The sequence below is a fragment of the Actinoplanes sp. NPDC026670 genome (assembly GCF_040638175.1).
Taxonomy (GTDB): Bacteria; Actinomycetota; Actinomycetes; order Mycobacteriales; family Micromonosporaceae; genus Actinoplanes.
The window spans coordinates 26575-46574 of sequence record NZ_JBEZXU010000021.1; the positions used below are offsets into that span (position 1 = coordinate 26575).

General features: G+C 71.0%; 17 protein-coding genes and 1 pseudogene. 12 read left to right on the plus strand and 6 right to left on the minus strand.

All coding sequences use genetic code 11. The features are described from left to right. Nucleotides 1-94 precede the first annotated feature (94 nt). The gene (locus AB0E94_RS21645; RefSeq protein ID WP_360328757.1) at nt 95-2722 is read left to right on the plus strand and encodes a LuxR C-terminal-related transcriptional regulator; all 2628 of its coding nucleotides are present in this window, start codon (nt 95-97) and stop codon (nt 2720-2722) included. On the opposite strand, the gene AB0E94_RS21650 is transcribed toward AB0E94_RS21645, so the two are convergent. Continuing rightward, nucleotides 2719-3120, minus strand: coding sequence for a hypothetical protein (locus AB0E94_RS21650; protein WP_360328759.1), 402 nt, complete (start codon nt 3118-3120; stop codon nt 2719-2721). The two genes, AB0E94_RS21645 and AB0E94_RS21650, sit on opposite strands and share 4 nt — an antisense overlap. Nucleotides 3121-3407: 287 nt before the next feature. On the opposite strand from AB0E94_RS21650, the gene AB0E94_RS21655 reads away from it, so the two are divergent. Continuing rightward, nucleotides 3408-5993: a LuxR C-terminal-related transcriptional regulator gene (locus tag AB0E94_RS21655; RefSeq protein WP_360328761.1), complete on the plus strand. Its 2586-nt coding sequence runs from the start codon at nt 3408-3410 to the stop codon at nt 5991-5993. A gap of 57 nt (nt 5994-6050) precedes the next feature. After that, nucleotides 6051-6554, plus strand: a pseudogene (locus tag AB0E94_RS21660) (DUF308 domain-containing protein); the annotation flags it as partial. Here AB0E94_RS21660 and AB0E94_RS21665 read toward each other — a convergent pair. Further along, nucleotides 6447-7382 carry a YhjD/YihY/BrkB family envelope integrity protein gene (locus AB0E94_RS21665; RefSeq protein WP_360328763.1) on the minus strand — a complete coding sequence of 312 codons (936 nt, stop codon included), beginning with the start codon at nt 7380-7382 and terminating at the stop codon, nt 6447-6449. The pseudogene AB0E94_RS21660 and the gene AB0E94_RS21665 sit on opposite strands and share 108 nt — an antisense overlap. 118 nt (nt 7383-7500) lie before the next feature. Here AB0E94_RS21665 and AB0E94_RS21670 point away from each other — a divergent pair, with 118 nt between their 5' ends. The 6 genes from AB0E94_RS21670 to AB0E94_RS21695 are packed head-to-tail and all read left to right on the plus strand — an operon-like array spanning nt 7501 to nt 14521. Further along, entirely contained in the window at nt 7501-8337 is an 837-nt protein-coding gene (locus AB0E94_RS21670) for a class II glutamine amidotransferase (RefSeq protein ID WP_360328764.1), read from the plus strand. Between the two features lie 60 nt (nt 8338-8397). Beyond that, nucleotides 8398-9732, plus strand: coding sequence for an amino acid permease (locus AB0E94_RS21675; protein WP_360328766.1), 1335 nt, complete (start codon nt 8398-8400; stop codon nt 9730-9732). Beyond that, nucleotides 9729-10949: an arginine deiminase gene (locus AB0E94_RS21680; RefSeq protein ID WP_360328768.1), complete on the plus strand. Its 1221-nt coding sequence runs from the start codon at nt 9729-9731 to the stop codon at nt 10947-10949. Before AB0E94_RS21675 ends, AB0E94_RS21680 begins: the two co-directional genes overlap by 4 nt. Nucleotides 10950-10960: 11 nt before the next feature. Then, nucleotides 10961-11962 carry an ornithine carbamoyltransferase gene (gene argF, locus AB0E94_RS21685; RefSeq protein WP_360328770.1) on the plus strand — a complete coding sequence of 334 codons (1002 nt, stop codon included), beginning with the start codon at nt 10961-10963 and terminating at the stop codon, nt 11960-11962. Further along, nucleotides 11962-13614, plus strand: a complete 1653-nt coding sequence (locus tag AB0E94_RS21690; protein ID WP_360328771.1) for a carbamate kinase — start codon at nt 11962-11964, stop codon at nt 13612-13614. The genes argF and AB0E94_RS21690 overlap by 1 nt, the downstream gene beginning before the upstream one ends. Before the next feature lie 10 nt (nt 13615-13624). Beyond that, nucleotides 13625-14521, plus strand: coding sequence for a hypothetical protein (locus AB0E94_RS21695; RefSeq protein WP_360328772.1), 897 nt, complete (start codon nt 13625-13627; stop codon nt 14519-14521). Nucleotides 14522-14542: 21 nt separating this feature from the next. Here the strand turns inward: AB0E94_RS21695 and AB0E94_RS21700 are convergent, their stop codons facing one another. After that, a complete protein-coding gene (locus AB0E94_RS21700; protein ID WP_360328774.1) occupies nt 14543-15031 on the minus strand; it encodes a hypothetical protein in 489 nt (162 codons plus the stop codon). A 192-nt stretch (nt 15032-15223) separates the two neighbouring features. Between AB0E94_RS21700 and AB0E94_RS21705 the strand changes: the two genes are divergently transcribed. Together AB0E94_RS21705 and AB0E94_RS21710 are read left to right on the plus strand one after the other, a co-directional pair. Then, nucleotides 15224-15775 carry a hypothetical protein gene (locus AB0E94_RS21705; protein WP_360328776.1) on the plus strand — a complete coding sequence of 184 codons (552 nt, stop codon included), beginning with the start codon at nt 15224-15226 and terminating at the stop codon, nt 15773-15775. A 36-nt stretch (nt 15776-15811) separates the two neighbouring features. Beyond that, nucleotides 15812-17218, plus strand: coding sequence for an MFS transporter (locus AB0E94_RS21710; RefSeq protein WP_360328778.1), 1407 nt, complete (start codon nt 15812-15814; stop codon nt 17216-17218). Between the two features lie 323 nt (nt 17219-17541). Here the strand turns inward: AB0E94_RS21710 and AB0E94_RS21715 are convergent, their stop codons facing one another. From AB0E94_RS21715 to AB0E94_RS21725, 3 genes are read right to left on the minus strand one after another with little or no spacing between them, the layout of a single operon-like run. Then, a complete protein-coding gene (locus AB0E94_RS21715) occupies nt 17542-18477 on the minus strand; it encodes a YhjD/YihY/BrkB family envelope integrity protein (RefSeq protein ID WP_360328780.1) in 936 nt (311 codons plus the stop codon). Then, complete coding sequence (locus AB0E94_RS21720) at nt 18474-18887, minus strand: hypothetical protein (RefSeq protein WP_360328782.1); 414 nt, start codon at nt 18885-18887, stop codon at nt 18474-18476. Before AB0E94_RS21720 ends, AB0E94_RS21715 begins: the two co-directional genes overlap by 4 nt. A gap of 12 nt (nt 18888-18899) precedes the next feature. Continuing rightward, a complete protein-coding gene (locus AB0E94_RS21725; protein ID WP_360328784.1) occupies nt 18900-19298 on the minus strand; it encodes a hypothetical protein in 399 nt (132 codons plus the stop codon). Nucleotides 19299-19414: 116 nt separating this feature from the next. Here AB0E94_RS21725 and AB0E94_RS21730 point away from each other — a divergent pair, with 116 nt between their 5' ends. After that, nucleotides 19415-19957: a hypothetical protein gene (locus AB0E94_RS21730; protein ID WP_360328786.1), complete on the plus strand. Its 543-nt coding sequence runs from the start codon at nt 19415-19417 to the stop codon at nt 19955-19957. Nucleotides 19958-20000: the final 43 nt, after the last annotated feature.

Sequence of the window (20000 nt, forward strand, 5' to 3'; positions counted from 1 at the left end):
TCACTGGACTATCCGATCCGGACGATGCGCGGCATCGATGGCGAGACGAGTCTGAACGAGGAGATCGAATCGGCGGCCATCGGAGGTAGCCAACGTGTCCATCGACATCATCAGTGATTCGGACAGTTCCCTTCTCACCTCCAAGTTCGCCGTCCCGGAGGCGCCGCCCTTCATGGTCACCCGGCCGGCATTGCTGGATCGGGTCACCGAAGGGGTACGCGGACCGGTCACCGTGATCACCGGGCTGGCCGGCAGCGGCAAGACGCAGCTGCTGGCCTCCTGGGTACGCAGTGTCGCGGTGGACTGGCCGGTCGCGTGGATCACTCTGGAGCACGGCGACGAGCAGCTGCCCACCTTCTGGGGGTACGTGGTGGAGGGGCTGCGCCGGGCCGGGGTGGACGTCCCGCCGGTGACCGGGGGTGTGGTGACCAGAGGCTTCCTCGGCCGGCTGGCCGCCGCCGTCGAGGAGCACGCCACCCCGGTGGTGCTGATCCTCGACGGCGCGTCCCAGCTGCCCGGCCGGGACTGGGCGAGCGGGCTGGAGTACGTGCTCAGCCACGCCGGCCGCCTGCGGGTGGTGCTGACCGGCCGCTGGGACCCACCACTCCCGCTCTACCGATACCGGCTGGCCGGGCAGCTGCACGAACTGCGTACCGCCGACCTGGCGTTCACCGCGGCCGAGGTGTCCCGCCTGATGCGGCTGCACGGCGTCGAACTGGCCGAACCGGAGCTGGCCACCCTGCTGGAGCACACCGAGGGCTGGGCCGCCGGGATCCGGCTCTGCGCCTGTGCGCTCCAGCGCACCCCGGACGCGAAGGTGCTGGTCGACACCATCTCCGGGGACGAGTCCACGATCGCCGAGTACTTCGTCGGCGAGGTGCTGCGGGTGCAGCCGCCGGAGACCAAGCGGTTCCTGCTGGAGACCAGCGTGCTGGACACCTTCACCCCGGAGCTGGCGGCCGCGGTCACCGCCCGCTCCGATGCGCCCCGGATGCTCGCCGAGCTGACCCGGGAGAACGCGTTCATCCAGCCGGTCGGCTCGGGCACCGGCCTCTACCGTTACCACCGGCTCTTCGCCGAGCTGCTGCGGGCCCAGCTGGCCTGGGGCGACCCGGACGAGGTGGCGGTGCTGCACCAGCGGGCCGCGCTGTGGCTGGCCGCCCGCGGGCACCTGGCCGAGGCGGTCGGGCACGCCGTGCACGCCGGCGACTGGGGTGGCGCGGCCCGGATGGTGATCGAGGACTACGCGATCGGCTCGCTGGTCGTGGAGGGCGGCGCCGGGCGGATCGGCCGGCTCTTCGCCACCATGCCCGAGCACATCGAGGACCCGGAGCCGGTGATCGTACGGGCCGCGCTGGCCTACGGCGACGGTGACCACTCCCGCTGCGCCGAGCAGTTCACCCTGGCCGGCAAGCTGCTCACGCTGCGCGGCGCCGCCGGCGACGACGGGCTGACCCTGGCCTGCTTCCTGATGCGGCTGCTGCTGCTCGCCCACGACACCGGGCCGGACGACGTGGACGAGCTGGCGCCGCTGGCGCGGGCCTTCCTGGCGTCGGCGCCGGCCCAGCGGGTCGGCCGGCATCCCGAGCTGCCGATGCTGCTCTACGCGGCGGAGGGCCGGGCCCGCGGCGCGGCCGGGCAGATCGACGAGGCCGCCGCGGTGCTCACCGAGGCGATCACCAACGCGTCCGCCGGCGCCGAGACGGTACGGATGTCGTGCCTGGAGAACCTGGCGCTGCTGGAGGCGTTCCGGGGCCGGTTGAGCCGGGCCGAGACAGCCGCGAAACAGGCGATCGACCTGGCCCGGCAATGTGGGCTCGGCCGGGAGCGATGGCCCGCCGCCGCCGAGGTCGCACTGGCCTGGGTGGCGCTCGAACGCTACGACATCGAGGCTGCCGACCGGCGCCTGCGGGCGGTGCAGCCGATGGTCGGCAACGGCGTGACCGGACCCGCGCCGGCCGGATTCGCCCTGGTCCGGGCCCGTCGTCTGCAGACTCGCGGGGAGTTGCGGCAGGCCATCGGGGTGCTCACCGCCGCCGAGGAGGCCGACAGCGGCGCGCCGTGCTGGCTGACCCGGGAGATCCGGCTGGTCCGGGCCCGGCTGATGCTGCTGGCCGGGCGGGCCGACGAGGCCGGCGGCCTGCTCGCTGGGTACGCCGACGCCACCGAGCCGGACGCCGTGCTGGCCCGGGCGGCGCTGCTGCTGGCCCAGGGGGAGACCGGGGCGGCGTACGACCGGGCCCGCACCGTGGCCGACGCCGCCGGAACCCGGGCCCCGATCGCGCTGGACGCCTGGCTGATGCTGGCGATGGTGGCGGCCGGCCGGGACGAGACGGCGAACGCGCGGGAGGCGCTGCGGCGGGCTCTGCGGGTGGCCGCCCCGGAGTCCTGCCGGCGCCCGGTGAACCAGGTGTGGGGCGAGCTGCGGCGACTGCTCCGCGACGACGACCGGCTGGCCCAGCAGTACCGGTCACTGGGCGCGCCCGCGCCGGGCGGGACCGGGACGGCCGGCGCCGATCCGGTGGTGGTGGAGCAGCTCAGCAAGCGGGAGCTGGACGTACTGCGGGGCATGGCCGAGATGCTCCCGACCGAGGAGATCGCCGCCTCGATGTACGTCTCGGTGAACACGGTGAAGACCCACGTCCGCAGCATCCTGCGCAAGCTGTCCGCATCCCGGCGCAACGAGGCAGTGCGCCGGGCGCGGGCCCTACGTCTCATCTAGTGGGCGGTGGGCCGCCGGCAGAGCGCGAAGATCACCACAATCTCGACGCAGATCAGCACGGTGCACCACAGTGGAGCCGTGGCGAGGAGCAGGAAATGGGCCAGGGCGGCGACGGCGGTGAGCAGCACGCCGACCACCCTGGCCCAGGTCTGCCCGCGCAGGATGCCGGCGCCGGCCGCAGCCGAGACCAGCCCCAGGATCAGGTGGCCCCAGCCCCACGCGGCCGGGTCCAGCTCGATCAGGGCGCCCTCGGCGGTGACCAGGTAGGCGCTGTCGCGCAGCAGAGTGGTGAGCCCCTCCAGGAACTGGAAGGCGCCCAGGGCCAGCAGCATGACCCCGGCGAAGTTCACCACCCCGCTCAGATCGGGCTCCACGGCCTCGTCGGTCGTCATCGTCATCGTCGTTCCCTCCTGCCGGTACGGGAGGCCAGCGTCTCGTCCCGGCCGGTGGAAACGCCTCGTACGGTGCGAATGAATTGTTGTTGATCAATGCAACTTGCAGGCTGGGAGAACTAGTTCGTTCCACTCTGTATGCAAATACCGAGGGTTGCCTCCTAGACACTTTTTGTGTTTCGGTGAGGCCGGTCAGCTGGGGGACCGATCCGGGGACGCTTCGCGAGCGGGGATCGGTGGGGCGTCATCTCTGATCTGGGGGCAAGATGCGCGAGCTTGCGGACAGCAGTGCGATGGTCCGAATACCTGTCGAACACACGGCCCCACCCCGGCTCCCGGCCGGGCTGATCTGGCGGGCCCGCCTCGCGGCGATGCTGGACGAGGGGGTACGCCACACCGCCACCCTGGTCTGTGCCGGGCCAGGCTGGGGCAAGACCGCCCTGGTCGGCTCCTGGGCGGCGGCGCGGTCGATGGGCGGGCCGGTCGCCTGGCTCACGCTCGACGCCCAGCACGACGACGCGTACGCCTTCTGGTCCGACCTGTACCTGGCGCTGCGCACCGCCGGCGCCGTGCCGCACGGCCAGGCCATTCCCGGCCCGGGCGCCGGTGAGGCCGAGTTCCGGCAGGCCCTGGCGGCCGCCCTGGTCCGGCGGGCCAAACCGGTCGTGGTGGTCCTCGACGACCTGGACCGGGTGACCGACCCCCGGATCCTCGGCGCGCTGACCGGGCTGCTGCGCCTGCGGCAGGTCCGGTTCGTGCTGCTCACCCGCCGCGAGTCGGACCTGCCGCTGCACCGGCTGCGGGCCGGCGGCGAGCTCACCGAGATCCGCGCCGCAGACCTCGGATTCCGGCTGGAGGAGGCGGCCGAGCTGCTCGCCCTCGCCGGCCGGAGCCTGCCGTCGGACAAACTGGCCATCCTGGTCCGGCGCAGCGAGGGCTGGAGCGCCGGGCTGCGGCTGCTGGTCGACAACACGGACCCGGTCCGCGCCGCCGAGCTGGTCGAGGACTACCTGCTCCGCGAGGTGCTGGGTGGCCAGCCCGACGAGGTCCGCCGGTTCCTGCTGCGCACCAGCATCCCCGACCGGATCTGCGGCGACCTGGCCCTCGCCCTCAGCGGCGAGCCGCACGGCCAGTACCTGCTCGAGGACCTGGCCCGGGGCAACCTGTTCGTCGAGCGCACCGGCACCGGGCGCTGGTTCCGCTACCACCCGATGCTGCGCTCCGCCCTGCGCCGCCGGGTGGCCCGCCGCTGGCCGGACGCCCCGCCCCGGCTGCACCTGGATGCCGCCCGCTGGTATGAAGCCGACGGCGCCACCCTGCCCGCCCTCACCCACGCCGCGGCCGCCGGCGACTGGGACCTGGTGGCCGGCATCGTGGTGCGGCGCGGGCTGCCGTTGTTCACGTCGGCCGACCGGCCACAGCTTCTCGAGGTGCTCACCCGGATCCCGGTCGGCCGGCTGCCGGAGACCGCCGAGTTCGCGGTCTGCGCGGTGATCCTCTGCTACGCCCGGGGCGACGCCGCCGCCGTGCCACGCCGAATCGCCGCCGCCCGAGCCCTGCTGGCGGGACGCACCGACCGGTCCGCCGTGGACACTGCTGCCGCGCTCGCGGTCTTGGAGAACGGCACGGTGATCCGCTGGCACGGCGACATGCCGCACCTGCTCCAGCGCACCACCGACCTGCTCGGCGAACTCGCCCGGCTCAGCTGGGACCAGGCGCCGTCGCTGCTCCAGTACCGGGCCATGACCCTCAACAACAAGGGCGCGGCGCTGCTCTGGACCGGCCGGTTCGACCACGCCGACCGGTACCTGTGGGCCGCCGTCACCGCCTCCCGGACCGCCGACGTGCCGTACATCGAGATCAACTCGCTGGCGCTGCTGGCCCAGCTCGCGTTCATGCGGGGCGCGCTGCGCGAGGCCGCCGAGCACGCGACCGCCGCCGAGGACGCGGCCGGGCGCATCGACGCCAGCGGGCGGGTCGCGGTCGCGCCGGCCTACCTGGCGCAGGCCCTGGTCGAGCAGGAGCGCGGCCGCGAGCCGGAGGCCGAGGACTGGCTGCGCAAGGCGCTGCACGCGCTCGGCGAGATCCCGGAGACCACCCAGTCGGTGCTGGCCGGGCTGGTCCGGGTCCGGCTCATGCTCGACCGTGGTGAGACGGCCGGCGCGCGTACCCTCCTCGGTCAGGTCCGGGCCGAAGCGGGCCCGCCGCTGATCGCACCGCAGATCGACCGCCTGCTCGATGTGACCGGGGCGGAGATCCGGCTCGCCTCCGGTGACCCGGGCGCGGTCGTGATGGCCTACGGCTCCCGGGTCGTGCTGGCCCCCGCCGAGCAGGTCTGCCTGGCCCGCGCCCTGCTGGCCACCGGCAACCTGGCCGCGGCCGGCGAGCTGCTGGCCCGGGTGCGTGAGGGCTCGGACCGGGTGTCGGCGACCGCCGCCTGGATCCTCACCGCGCTAGCCGCCGACGCGCAGGGCCGCAGCTCGGTGGCGAGCGAGGCACTGGCCCGGGCGCTGGCGTCGGCCGAGCCGGACCTGATCCGGCGGCCGTTCCGCACGTTCGACACCAACCGGGTGATGATCCTCGCCGAACGGCAGCAGTGGCTCACCGAGCTGCGCAAACCAGCCGGTGACGGGGTGCTCGGCGAGATCACCGGAGAGATCCCGATCATCTCGCCGACACCGTCCTCCGGGCCGCTGAGCGAGCGCGAGGTCGACGTCCTCCAGTACCTGCCGACCGTGCTGACCGCCGCCGAGATCGCCGAGAACCTGGGTATCTCGGTCAACACGGTGAAAGCCCACATGCGGTCGATCTACCGCAAGCTGGGCGCCGCCCGCCGGCGGGAAGCGGTGGTCACCGCCCGCCAGTCCGGCCTGATCTGACCCGCTCACCCACTCCGGGTGATCCCCGCACGGCCGGGGGTCACCCAGCCTTTCGGTATGACCGACACCGATCCGTGGCCGGGCACGGCCACCGAACTCCGTACGCAGCCGTTCCCCTGGTGGACGCTGCTGGTCACCGGCGCGTTCGCGGTGGCCCTGGGACTCGCCGTCCTGATCTGGCCGGACCTCTCGCTCAAGCTGATGGCGGTGTTCACCGGCATCTGGCTGGTGCTCGGCGGCCTGGCCCGGATCATCGCGGCGTTCCTGCCGACCGGCCGCAGCGTCGCCGGCCACGTGTTCACCGGCGTGGTCGGCATCCTCCTGCTGGTCGCCGGCCTGGCCTGCCTGCGCGAACTGGTCACCGGCCTGCTGGTGCTGGCGATCATCTACGGCACCACCTGGATCCTCACCGGCCTGGCCCTGCTGCTGGCCGGCGTGGTCCAGCACGGGGCGCTAAAGGTTGGCCTGGTGGTCGTGGGAGTGCTCACGATCCTGCTCGGCGTCGCCTTCGTCGTCCTGCCCGACCTGTCGCTGACCACCCTCGTCGTGCTCACCGGCGTCGGCAGTCTCCTCGTCGGGATCTGCGAGATGATCCTGGCGTTCCTGATCCGGCACGTGCAGCACACCGGCGACGATGGCGGTCAGCAGTAGGCAGAACGACAGCACGTACAGCCAGCCGATGTAGGTGAAGGCCAGCCCGATCGTCCCGTAGCGGTCGGCGCTGGACTGCAGGGCCCGGGGCAGATAGATCGCGCCGCCGGCCCGCACCCCGACCATGACCGCGGCGAACAACCCGCCGGTCAGCAGCAGCCTCGACCACGGCACCACCGGGCCGAGCAGGATCCGCGGCAGGAAGACGGCCAGCGCCAGATCGGCCAGCGCGGTCACCACCACCTGCCCGGCCCGGGGCGACGGCAGCATCCCGGTCAGCGAGCTCAGCAACCTGATCACGATCAGGAAGCCGACCAGCATCAGCACCGAGCCGATCTGCCAGCCGGTCGACGACGCCCCGGCCCGGCGGCCCGGCACCTGCCAAACCGTCCGGTACGCCCGGACCAGCGCCCGCGCCAGCCCGGTCGCCGACAGGATCACGATCAGCCCGCCGACCAGCCCGAACGCGTTGCTGCGGCTGCCGTCGAGCGCGTCGTCGAGCAGCCGTGCGCTGGTGTCGGGCAGGCGCACCAACTCGCCCAGGTGCTGCCGGGAACCGCCGCCGGCCAGCGCGCTCAGCATGATCAGCAGCGGGAAGATCGACGTGAACGCCTGCGCCGCCAGCGTCATCGCCCGGTCGAAGATCTGCACCCGCAGGAGCTCGTCGATCATCGTGACGACCGGCGTACGCAGCCGCTGCGGGACGAACGCCAGCACTTTCCCGGTCAGCGAGGTCATCTGGCCATGGTCGGTGGACCGGCCGTGGCCGGGCATCATCCGGCGGGGATGGCCGGCGGCGGCCACTCATCCGCCGGGGGTGAGCCACCGCGGGCCGCTCGATGACCACCATGACGCCATGTGTCGCTGGATTGCCTACTCCGGGTCGCCGATCCGGCTCGAGGAACTGCTCTACCGGCCCCGGTTCTCACTGATCGACCAGAGTCTGCACTCCCGGCTCGGGGTGGAGACCACCAACGGCGACGGCTTCGGCGTCGGCTGGTACACCGGCGCGGGTGGGGGCGAACCCGCTCTCTACCGGGGGACCGGCCCGGCCTGGAACGACGCCAACCTGCGCGAGATCGCCCGGTCCACCCTGTCGCCGCTGTTCCTGGCCCACATCCGGGCCAGCACCGGGACCGCGGTGCAACAGACCAACTGCCATCCCTTCCGGTACGGCAACTGGCTCTGGGTGCACAACGGGTCGATCCGCGAGTTCGACAGGCTCAAACGTGACCTGATCCTCGCCGTCGACCCGGACCTGTACCCGTCGATGGCCGGGTCCACCGACTCCGAGGTGATGTTCCACCTCGCCCTCACCTACGGGCTGCGCGACCGGCCGGTGGCCGCGGTGGAACGGATGGCCGGGCTGGTCGAGTCGGTCGGGCGCGCGTACGGCGTACCCGATCCGCTTCAGATGACCGTGGCCACCACCGACGGTGACCGGACCTGGTGTTTCCGCTATTCGAGCGAAGGGCGCAGCAGTTCGCTGTTCTACAGCACCGCGATCTCCGCGCTGCGGCATCTCTACCCGGAGCAGGCCAGCCTGCGCGGGTTGTCGGAGGAGACCCGGCTGATCGTCTCGGAGCCGCTCGGCGAGCTCGAAGGCGCGTGGCAGCCGGTGCCCGAGTCCAGCTACGGCGTGATCCAGAAGGGCGACGACGAGCTCGGCCGGTTCGAGCCCGCGCTGCCCTGACACCTGTTTCATCCCGCCCGAGTGATTCGGACCGGAACCCGATTCGGAGAGGCTGCGGCCATGACCGACCTGGACAAGGCGACCGAGAGCCGCTCGCTCGGCCTGCCGCAGGCCACCGCCCTGATCCTGGGCACCATCATCGGCGTCGGGATCTTCAACCTGCCCTACTCGCTGGCGTCGATCGGCCCGATCAGCATCGTCGCGATGGCGCTCACCACGGTCGGCGCGCTCGCGCTCGCGGTGATGTTCGCGTCGCTGTCGAAGCGGATGCCGGCCGACGGCGGCCCGTACGCCTACGCCCGTGCCGCGTTCGGTGACGGGGTCGGCTTCGCCAACGCCTGGTCCTACTGGATCACCGCGTGGGCCGGCAACGCGGCGATCGTGACCGGCTGGGTCTACTACGTCGAGCATTTCGTGAACACCGAAGGCGTGAAGATCTGGTCGATCGTGATCGCCCTGTTCGGCATCTGGCTGCCCGCGCTGATCAACCTGACCGGCGTGAAGAACATGGGCATCGTCCAGTTCTGGACCACGGTCGTGAAGTTCATCCCGCTGGTGATCATGTCGACCGTCGGGTTGTTCTTCATCAGCACCGCCAACTACCGCCCGGCCAACGTCAGCGGCGAGACCGACCTCAAGGCGATCGGCAGCGCGATGGCCATCTGCCTGTTCAGCTACCTCGGCGTGGAATGCGCCGCGGTCGCCGCGGCCAAGGTCCGCGACCCGAGCCGGAACGTGCCACGGGCCACCGTGATCGGCACCCTCGGCGCCGCGGTCGTCTACCTGCTGTCGATGGTCGCCATCTTCGGGATCGTGCCGACGTCGGTGCTGGCCGAGGACGCCAACAAGGCCTCCTACTCGGTGGCCGCCAACATGATGGCCGGCGGCTCCTGGGCCGGTGACCTGGTGGCGATCGCCGTCATCGTCTCCGGGTTCGGCGCGCTCAACGGCTGGACCATGATCTGTGCCGAGATGCCGCTCGCCGCAGCGAAGGACGGCCTGTTCCCGCAGCTGTTCGGCCGGCTGTCGAAACGGGGCGTGCCGGCCGCCGGGATCGTCGCGTCCAGCATCTTCGCCACCGTGGCCATGGTCGTCAGCTACGCCGGGACCAGCGGCGCCACCGTCTTCAACACCCTGGTGCTGATGAGTGGCATCACGGCCGCCATCCCGTACGCCTTCTCCGCCCTGGCCAAACTCAAGTGGCGGCGCGAGGGCGGCGTCGCGGACCTGATCATCGCCGTGGTCGCGTTGATCTTCTCGATTCTCTTCATCTGGTACTCGCGTAACTCGGGCGACGACTGGTTCGTCGTCTGGGGCCCGTTCCTGATGGCCGGCGCCGCGGGTCTCATCGGCATTCCCGTCTATGCGTCCATGCGCAAGAGGAGAACTCAATGAGCTTTCACGTCGACTCCGAGACCGGCCGGCTGCGTCAGGTGATCCTGCACCGGCCCGGCGTCGAACTCAGCCGGCTCACCCCTGACAACGTTCGTGACCTGCTCTTCGACGACATCCTGTGGGCGCGCCGGGCCCGCGAGGAACACGACGCGTTCGCCGAGGTCCTGCGCGAACGCGGGATCAAGGTGCACTACTTCGCGAAGCTGCTCGCCGACGTGCTGGACATTCCGGCCGCCCGCAACTGGGTGCTGGACCGGATCGTCACCGACGACACGGTCGGCCCGACCCTGGCCACCCCGCTGCGCCGGCTCGCCGAGCAGGCCGAGAGCGAGAAGCTCGCCGACTACCTGATCGGCGGTGTCCTGAAGAACGAGCTGGCCGGGTTCACCGTGAACAGCCTGCGCTGGGAACTGCTGAACGCCGACGACTTCGTGCTCACCCCGCTGCCCAACCACCTGTTCCAGCGGGACAACTCGGCGTGGATCTACGGCGGGGTCAGCATCAACCCGATGGCGATGCCGGCCCGGCTGCGTGAGTCGGTGCACAGCTCGGCCATCTACCGGTTCCACCCGATGTTCACCCTGGCCGACTTCACCGTCTGGTACGGCGGCGACGACGAGCCGCACCAGCCGGCCACCCTCGAGGGCGGCGACATCCACGTCCTCGGCAACGGCGCGGTCATGATCGGGCTGGGCGAGCGGTCCACCGCGATGGGCGTCGAGAACCTGGCCCGCAATCTGTTCGCGGCCGGCGCGGCCACCAAGGTGATCGCCATCGAGCTGCCGCACTCACACGCCATGATGCACCTGGACACGGTCATGACGATGATCGACCGGGACACCTTCGTGCTGTACCCGTACCTCCAGGAGTCGCTGCGGTCGTGGACGGTGCTGCCCGACGACGACCCGGACGGGCTGCGGGTGATCCGTAACGAGGACCTGTTCGCCACCATCGCCGAGACGCTCGGGGTGGACAAGGTCCAGGTGCTGGAGACCAACGAGGACATCCGGGCCGCCCAGCGCGAACAGTGGGACGACGGCAACAACTTCCTGGCAGTCGAGCCGGGCGTGATCGTCGGCTACGAACGCAACGTCACCACCAACACCTACCTGCGCCGGCAGGGCATCGAAGTGATCACCATCGCCGGTGGCGAACTCGGCCGGGGCCGTGGTGGGCCTCGCTGCATGACCTGCCCGATCGAACGTGACGCTGTCTAGGGGGACCCGCCATGTCGTTCAACCTGCGCAACCGCCACTTCCTGAAGGAACTCGACTTCACCCCGCAGGAGTGGAAGTTCCTGCTCAAACTCGCCGCCGAGCTCAAGGCCGCCAAGTATGCGGGCACCGAGGTCCCGCGGATCGCCGGCAAGAACATCGCGGTGATCTTCGAGAAGACGTCCACCCGGACCCGGTGTGCCTTCGAGGTGGCCGCCCACGACCAGGGCGCGCACGTAACGTTCCTCGACCCGGGCAGCACCCAGCTCGGCCACAAGGAGTCGGTCAAGGACACCGCGCGGGTCCTCGGCCGGTTCTACGACGCTCTCGAATACCGCGGTTTCGGCCAGGAGAACGTGGACATCCTCGCCCGGTACGCGGGTGTGCCGGTGTGGAACGGGCTCAGCACCGAATGGCATCCCACCCAGACCCTCTGCGACATCCTCACCATGCGCGAGCACACCATCAAACACGACAACGAGGTCGCCTTCGCGTACCTCGGCGACGCGCAGAACAACGTGGCCAACTCGCTGCTGATCGGCGGGGCCATGATGGGCATGGACGTACGGATGGTGGCCCCGCAGTCCCGGTGGAACCCGGACGAGGTGATCAAGGCGGCGCAGGCCATCGCCGAGACCACCGGCGCCCGGATCACCCACACCGAGGACGTGACCGAGGGCGTCCGCGGCGCCGACTTCCTCTACACCGACGTGTGGCTGTCGATGGGCGAGCCCAAGGAGGCCTGGGACGAGCGGATCCGGCTGCTCAAGCCCTATCAGATCAACATCGATGCGGTACGGGCCACCGCGAACCCGGCGGTGAAGGTGATGCACTGCCTGCCGGCCTTCCACGACCGGAACACCAAGGTCGGCCAGGAGATCTACGAGCACACCGGCCTGGCGTCGCTGGAGATCACCGACGAGGTGTTCGAGTCGCCGTACTCGATCGTCTTCGACCAGGCCGAGAACCGGATGCACACGATCAAGGCGATCATGGTCGCCACCCTGGGGTCCTGATGCGCCTCGTGATCGCCATCGGCGGCAACGCCCTGCTCGAACGCGGCCAGAAACCCGACGCCGCCATCCAGCGGGCCAACGCCCTGCGCGCGATCGCCGCCCTCGCCCCGCTCGCCGCCGAACACGAGGTGGTGATCACCCACGGCAACGGGCCGCAGGTGGGCATGCTCGCCCTGCAGAGCGCCGCCGACCCGGCCCTGGCCGTGCCGTACCCGTTCGACGTCCTCGGCGCGCAGACCCAGGGCATGATCGGGTACTGGCTGCTCCAGGCCCTGCAGAACGCGCTGCCGGGCCGCCAGGTCGCCGCGATCCTGGACCAGACCCTGGTGTCGGCGGCCGACCCGGCGTTCGGGGCGCCGTCGAAGTTCGTCGGCGCCGTCTACGACGAGCCGACCGCCCGCCGGTACGCCGCCGAACGTGGCTGGACCGTCGCCCCGGACGGGGCCAAGTGGCGACGCGTCGTCCCGTCACCGCAGCCGCAGCGGGTCGTCGAGACCCGGATCATCAGGCAGCTGCTCGGCACCGGCACGATCGTGGTCTGCGCCGGCGGCGGCGGGATCCCGGTCATCCGCGACGACAACGGCCGGCTCACCGGGGTCGAAGCCGTCGTCGACAAGGACCTGGCCACCGCGGTGCTTGCCGAAGCCCTCGAAGCCGACGCGCTGCTGCTGCTCACCGACGTGTCAGCGGTGATCCGCGGGTACGGGGGACCGGACCCGCAGCCGATCACCAGATCCACCCCAGCCGAGCTGCGCCGGGAGCGATTCCCGGCCGGCTCGATGGGGCCGAAGGTGGAGGCGGTCTGCCGTTTCGTCGAACTCACCGGCGACCTGGCAGCGATCGGCGCTCTGGAGGACGCCGCCGCGATCCTCGCCGGAAAGGCAGGCACGGTCGTGACCCCGGGCGGCGATTACGGCGGCCCGAACGACCTGCACCTCGGCGCCCATTACGGGTACGCGGTGGACAGCATCGTGGCGGACGTGACGGCGGCCCGGCCGGATCTCGTGGTGGTCACCGGGGACCTCACCATGCGCGCCCGGACCGAGGAGTTCCGGCAGGCCCGGGACCTGCTCGGACGCCTGCCCGGGCCGGTTCTCGCCGTCACCGGGAACCACGACCTGCCTCTCGCGTCGTGGCGGCGGGTGCTTCGGCCGTACCATCGCTGGAACTCCTGGATGGACGCGGACCCGCAGCCGATCCGCCGGGCCGCGTCGGTGACCGCCCTGGGTTTGAACTCGATGCCCCGCTGGCGGTGGAAGAACGGGCGCGTCAGTGCCCGGCAGGCCGGTGACGTGGTCCGCGTCCTCGGCGCCGCGCCCGCCGGTGACGTGCGGGTGCTCGCGCTGCACCACCCGCCGCTGGCCACCGGGACGGCCGCGCTGATCGGCCGGGAACGGTTGCTCGACGCGGTCCGCGACGCCCGGGTCGACCTGGTGCTGGCCGGGCACACCCACGTGCCGGACGTGCGCTTCCAGGACGGCACGACCTTCGTCGTCGCCGGGACCGCGACCAGCCGGCGTCTGCGCGGTACCGGCTGCTCGTGGAGTCTGATCAGTGTTCACGCTGGTCAGGTGGTGGTTCGCGAGCGCGTGCTGGGCCCGGAGGGCTGGCGGGCCGGCCGGGTCGCGGAAAATGTCGTAGGGCGGCGGTAGTGTCCGCGGCGTGGAGATCGAGGATGTGTCGCGGCTGGTGGATCGGGCGTTCGAGATCGACGACCCGACCGAGTTGGAGACGCTCGGCAAGGAGCGGCCAGCCGCGCTGACCCCGTTCCATCTGCGGCTGGCCGACTCGGAGTTCCGGTGGGTCGCCGATCTCTACCGGGCGATGAGCGAGGAGACCGCGGCCGAGCTGATTCGCCGGCTCGACGCCGACGACGACCCGGATGGGCTGCTGCACATGCTGGCCGCCGGCGCGACGGCCACCGCCTTCCGGCACGAGCCGGTGGGCCGGTTGTCCCATGCCGGCAGCTGGGAGCGCACCCCGTCCGGCGCCGTGCGGCGGCTGTCCAGCGCGGTCGCGGTCGCGTTGACGCCGGGCTCGCCCGCCGTGTCCGGTGGGCGGCTGGGGGAGTGCGGGTGGTGCGGGTTCCCGATGTGGCGGCTGCTCGACGTGCCCCGGGCCTCGCTTCCCGACCTCTTCGGGTCCGGGCCGGGGCAGATCGTGATCGCCACGTGCACGCTCTGCGGCAGCTACGCGACCATCTTCAACGACTCGGCCGGCCGGTTCGTGGCCTTCGCCGAGCGCCCGGCGGCGATCCCCGGCAAGTGGGCGCCGCATGAGCTCGACGGGCTGCCCGATGCGCCGGCGCTCGGGCTCGGGGCGGCCCGGCCCAGCCCGTTCGCCGGCAACGCCTGGGAGGAGGGCGGGTCCACGCTCGGCGGGTCGCCGCAGTGGATCCAGGATCCGGAGTTCCCGTCGTGTCCCCGCTGCTCCGAGACGATGCCGTTCGTCGGCATGGTCACCGGTGGCGACCTGTGGGCCGACTACGGCGAGGGCTGTTTCTACCTGTTCCATGACGCGGGCTGTGGCCTGTCGGCGGTGGTCTATCAGCAGAGTTGATGCGGTGGTCCACCGGCAGAGTCAGTGCAGCTGCGTCTTCAGCAGGATCAGGGCCGCTCCGAAGGCTCCGGCGGTCAGGGTGGAGAGCAGGCGTTCCAGCGGGTGCAGGCGGCCGTCCGCGCCGATCCACCAGCCGGCCACGCACAGCAGGCCCGTCGTGCACGTCAGTGACACGATCTCGGCTGCCTCCTGCGAGGCGCCGGCCAGCCGGGCCGCCCCCAGCGCCAGCAGCGGCAGGACACTCGCCGTCACCATCTCCCAGCCGCTGGTCAACTGGTGGCGCACGGTGTGCCAGGTCGGCCGGTGGCCCTCGTGGATGCGTTCGGCGACGATCCGGGCGTAACGTTCGGCCAGCCAGTAGATCGTCAGCGTGACCACCACCACGATCGTCGTCCGCCACGCCGTCGCCGCGTGCGAGGCCACCAGCACGGCCGCTCCGACGATCAGTCCGTAGATCCCGGAGGCGGTGGCCTCCTCGGTCTCGTGCCGCAGCCGCAGCCAGATCGGCATGCTCACCTCCCGTTTCGGGAACGAGCCGTCATCCGGCCTTCGTTCCGGGACCGAGCCGTCATCCCGGCCTCCGTTCCGGACCAAGCCGTCATCCGGCCTCCGTTCCGGGACCGAGCCTCGCCGAGCGCGAGCGGGCTCTCCTCATCCGGCGGGGATGAACCGCTGCGCCCCGGCGGGCACGATCCTTCGAGCATGTTCGTCCGCAGAAAGAACCCACTGTGGCGGGGCTCGGACCGGTTCGAGATGGTGATGCTGGTCAGCCTGTTCTCGCTCGTCCTGCTCGGCTCGCCGGTACTGGCCTGGTGGGCCGCGGGCGCCAGCTACGAATCCGACCAGCGGGCGATCGCCTGGGAACGTGACAACCTCCGTGAGGTGACCGCCCGGCTCGACGGCACCGAATCCGACAGGCGGTCCACCCCGTACTCCGCCCAGGCCAGCTGGACCGCGCCGAACGGGGTCAAACGCACCGGCCTGATCACCGTCGAACCCGGCAAAGGACCGGGCGACGAGGTGAAGATCTGGGTCAGCAACCGCGGTGACCTGCGCACCAAACCCGGCGACCGCAACCCGGTCGGCAAAGCCGCGCTCATCGCGGTGGTGGCCGTCGCCACCGTGGCCGCCGCCGCCAACGGGCTGCGGCGCATCGGCATGGCCCTGCTCGACCGCTACCGGGCCCGCGCCTGGCAGCGCGAATGGAGCGAGATCGGCCCCCGCTGGAGCCGGGACCACCGCCCCTTCTCATAGTCGCGTCTCACAATCGCTCTGCATAGGAGACTCCCGATGGTGGAACGGACCACGACCGGGCGCTTCCCGGTCGGGCTGCGACGCGCCCTGATCGCGTTCGCGCTGGCCCAGTTCATCTGCAGCTTCGCCGGCTCCAACATGAACGTGATGATCACCGACATCAGCGCCGACCTGGACACCACGGTCCAGGGCGTGCAACTCGCCATCACCCTGTTCCTGCTGGTCATGGCCGCGCTGATGATCCCCGGCGGGAAACTCACCGACATCCTCGGCCGCAAGTGGTGCCTCCAGCTGGGCCTGCTGCTCTTCGGCACCGGCGCCCTGCTCAGCTCCGTCGCGCCGAGCCTGCCCGTACTCGTCATCGGCTATTCGATCTTCGAAGGTGTCGGCACGGCGCTGCTCATCCCACCCGTGTACATCCTCACCACCCTGCTGTTCCGCGACATCGGTTCACGGGCCCGCGCCTTCGGCGCGATCAGCGCGATGGGCGGCATCGGCGCGGTCGCCGGACCCCTGCTCGGCGGCTTCATCGCGTACGCGGTGAGCTGGCGCGCCGCCTTCGCGTTCCAGGCCCTCATCGTCCTCGCGATCGTGCTGCTCGCCCGCCGTGCCGTCCAGGACCCGCTGCCCGCCGACCGCGGCCAGCCGTTCGACTTCGGCGGCGCCGTCCTGTCCGCCGCCGGCCTGATCCTGATCGTCCTCGGCATCCTCGCCGCCGACGACGACCCACGGCTCATGCTCGGCCTGGTGATCGCCGGCGCTCTGGTGCTGACCTGGTTCTTCGCCACCGTCCGAGCCAGGGAACGAGCCGGCCGCGACCCGCTGCTGCCCACCGTCCTGTTCCGGAACCGGGCCTCCAACCTGGGCCTGGTCACCCAGAACATGCAATGGCTCATGGTGATGGGCACGTCGTTCGTGGTCTCCACCTACCTACAGGTGGTCAAGGGATACAACGCCATCGAGACGGGCGCCGTCTTCACCGCCACCACCGTCGGTGTCCTGCTGTCGTCGCTGCTGGCCGAACGCATGGCCCGCCGCCGCCCGCAGCGCACCCTGATCCTCGCCGGGTTCGCCGTCACCGTCGCCGGCATCGCCCTGCTCCTGGCCCTGAGCAGCATTTTCGACAGCATCTGGTCGCTGATTCCCGGGCTGTTCATCATCGGGCTCGGACTGGGCGGCATGCTCACCCCTTCGGTGAACGTGGTCCAGTCCAGCTTCGGCGAAGACCTCCAAGGCGAGATCTCCGGCCTGTCCCGGAGCATCTCCAACCTGGGCTCCTCACTGGGCGCGGCCCTGGCCGGAACCATCCTGGTCGCCGGCGTGGACAGCACCCACCCGAACCGCGCCTACGTCTGGGCGATGCTCGCGGTGGCCGCCGCCGGCCTGATCGGCCTGACCGCCGCCTGGTTCCTGCCCCGAACCCGCCCGGAGGGGCGCGCGTAGCGCGCCCCTCCAGCCGTCACCACCGAAACCGCGCGCAGACGATTTGGCCCCGACCAGCCCTCGTAGATCTTGCACGGTTCTTCACCTTCGCGGCGATCTTGCATGCTTCTTCGCGTCTGGGTGTGGTTTGTCGTGCAAGGTCTACTGCGCCGGGGAGACCTTGCAGCTTTCTTCCCGTTGGGACGTGGAAAGGGCTGCAAGATCGGCGCGAGGGTGGAGAACCGTGCAAGATCCGCGAGCGGGGTGCCGCGGACGACGAGCCGTGGGGAGGCGTCGCGGGCGCGGAGACGTCATCCGTCTGGGGCTGTCCTTGGGTGAGGGCGCTACGCACGAGGTGCGGGCGGTCGCGGCGGGGTGTGGAGGGTGTAGGTGATGTCGGTGGCGGGGAGGCGTTCCTGCTCGCGGGCCAGCAGCAGCATCGCCCGGGCGTCGGCCTCGGTGGGACGGGACGGGTCGAGGGCGCGTGGCCACAAGCGGGCGTGCCGGACCGCGGCGATCTCGGCCGCCAGCACCAGGACGTTGCTGAGCAGGTACAGCAGAGTGAAGAAGCCGGCGACCGTGGCGAAACCGCCGTAGATGCGGCCGGCGCTGCGGACCAGTTCGGGCAGGACGGTGGCGCCGAGGGTGAGCACTCCGGTCACGCCGAGAGCGCCGATCGTCGCCGCCGGCCACAGCGAGCGCAGCGGCGCCGGCCGCATCAGCAGGATCCGGGCCGTGGCCAGCAGCACCAGGCTCGTCACCAGCCATGATCCGGCGACGGCGAGCGGCGCGGGCGCGACCACGGTGAGACCGCCGATGGCGACCGTTCCGGCGACGACGACCGCCAGGGCGGCCATCGCCCGCAGATATCTGGAGACGATTCCGGCCCGCTTGCGGATGGGCACGGCGGCGACGTGATTGAGAGTGTCGTACGCGCTGAGCACCACCCCGATTCCCGAGTAGATCAGCCAGACGAGGCCGGCGATCAGCGCCGTGTACGAGGCGGACAGGCTCGCCATCGACGACGCGATCCCGGGCTGGAGGGCGGGCGGCACGATCGCGGCGATGAGTTCCTGGCGCAGTTCCGGCCGCCGGGCCAGCGCCTGGGACACGGCCGCGACTCCGAGCAGCAGCATCGGGAAGAGGCTGAGGAACCCGTAGTAGGTGATCAACGCGGCTTCGCGGGGCCCGTCGTCGTCGAGGTATTTGCAGATCACCGCATACCCGAACCCGAGCGGGCCCCGCCGTCGCTGTAGGTCGTCGAGCCGCCGCAGACTCACGTGCCGTACGCGTCGGCCACCTCTTCGCCGTGGTAGGCGGCGGCCCACACGACGACGGCGGCGAGCCCGAGCGCGACCGCCGACCAGAGCGGGTGGGCGGCGGCGAACGTGAAGTTGACCAGCATCGACACGCCCGCGAACAGGATGGCGGTGAACCGGGCCCAGAGCAGTCCGCGGATCAGCCCGACCCCGGTGACGATCGCGATCGTGCCGAACACCACGTGGGTCCAGCCGAGGGCCGTCATCGAGATGGGCAGGAGCAGGTCGGAGCGGGTGCCGGCGAGGATCTCGGGTCGGATCAGGCCGATCGAGCCGGCGTAGAGGTGGACCGTGCCGAGCAGCACGAGCATCACGCCGCCGAACAGGACCCACGCGGTCCATCCAGTCGCCCGGCTGTGTTGGACGTGCATGGACGCACCCCCTCAGCAGGTTTCCTGAATGGTGGCGCGCAGGGTCTGCGCCCCGGCCCGGACGTCGGCGACGTCCGCCCGTACCACCGAAAGGTTGTTGATATTGGGGTCGGCCCGTGCGACGTCGACGCTTGCCGACAGCTCGTCGACGGTGGCCCGCAGCGTGTCGGCCTGGGCGCCGAACTGTGCCTGGGCGTCGGCGACGAACTGTTTCAGCTGGTCGATCAGCTGAGTGACGTACGGCTTGAGGGCGGACAGCCCGTTCTCCGACACGTTGGTGTTGCGGATGTGTTCGACGGTGTTCTGCACGGCCGCGTAGCTCTCACAGACCGCGGCCTGCGGGGTGGCCGGCTCTCCGGAGCATCCGGTGAGCAGGAGAAGCCCGGCGAACATCGGGAGTAGTCGTCTCATGTGGTGAGGGTCCCCGGCGCGGGCGGCTGGCCCCTCACCCGCACCGGATGAGGCGCGGGAACACCGGCCGGACCGAGGATCGCAATCGTCGGTGACGCAGATCTGAGGAGTGAAAGATGTCCATCGGTCCCGTCCAGCTGATCGTGCTGGGTTTCCCGCACCCGAACTTCCATGGCGAGGTGATCGCCGAGCTGGAACGTCTCCGGCAGAGCGACACGGTACGGGTGATCGACGCCCTCGCCGTCTACAAGGACGCGGACGGCGGGCTGGAGGTGGAACACCTGAGCAACCTGTCCCAGGAGGAGGCCGTCGAGCTCGGCAGCAAGGTCGGCGCCCTGATCGGTCTCGGCATCGAGGGCGAGGCGGGCGCGGTGGCCGGGGCGCAGCTGGGCGCGGCGGCGGCCGAGGACGGTGTCGCGGTCTTCGACGACCCGCAAGCCTGGGACGTGCTCGGCGACATTCCGCCGGACAGTGCCGCGGCGCTGCTGCTGATCGAGCACCACTGGGCGGTGCCGCTGCGCGACGCGATCGCCCGGGCCGGCGGGTTCCGGCTGGCCGACGGATTCATCAGCCCGCTCGACCTGGTCGGGATCGGGCTGCTCGCGGCCGAGGAGGCCAAGGAACTGCACGACCTGGAGACGGCGGCAGCCGCCCGATAGCAAGACCCGGCAGAGAGGGAGACGATCATGTTCGGTTCGAGGA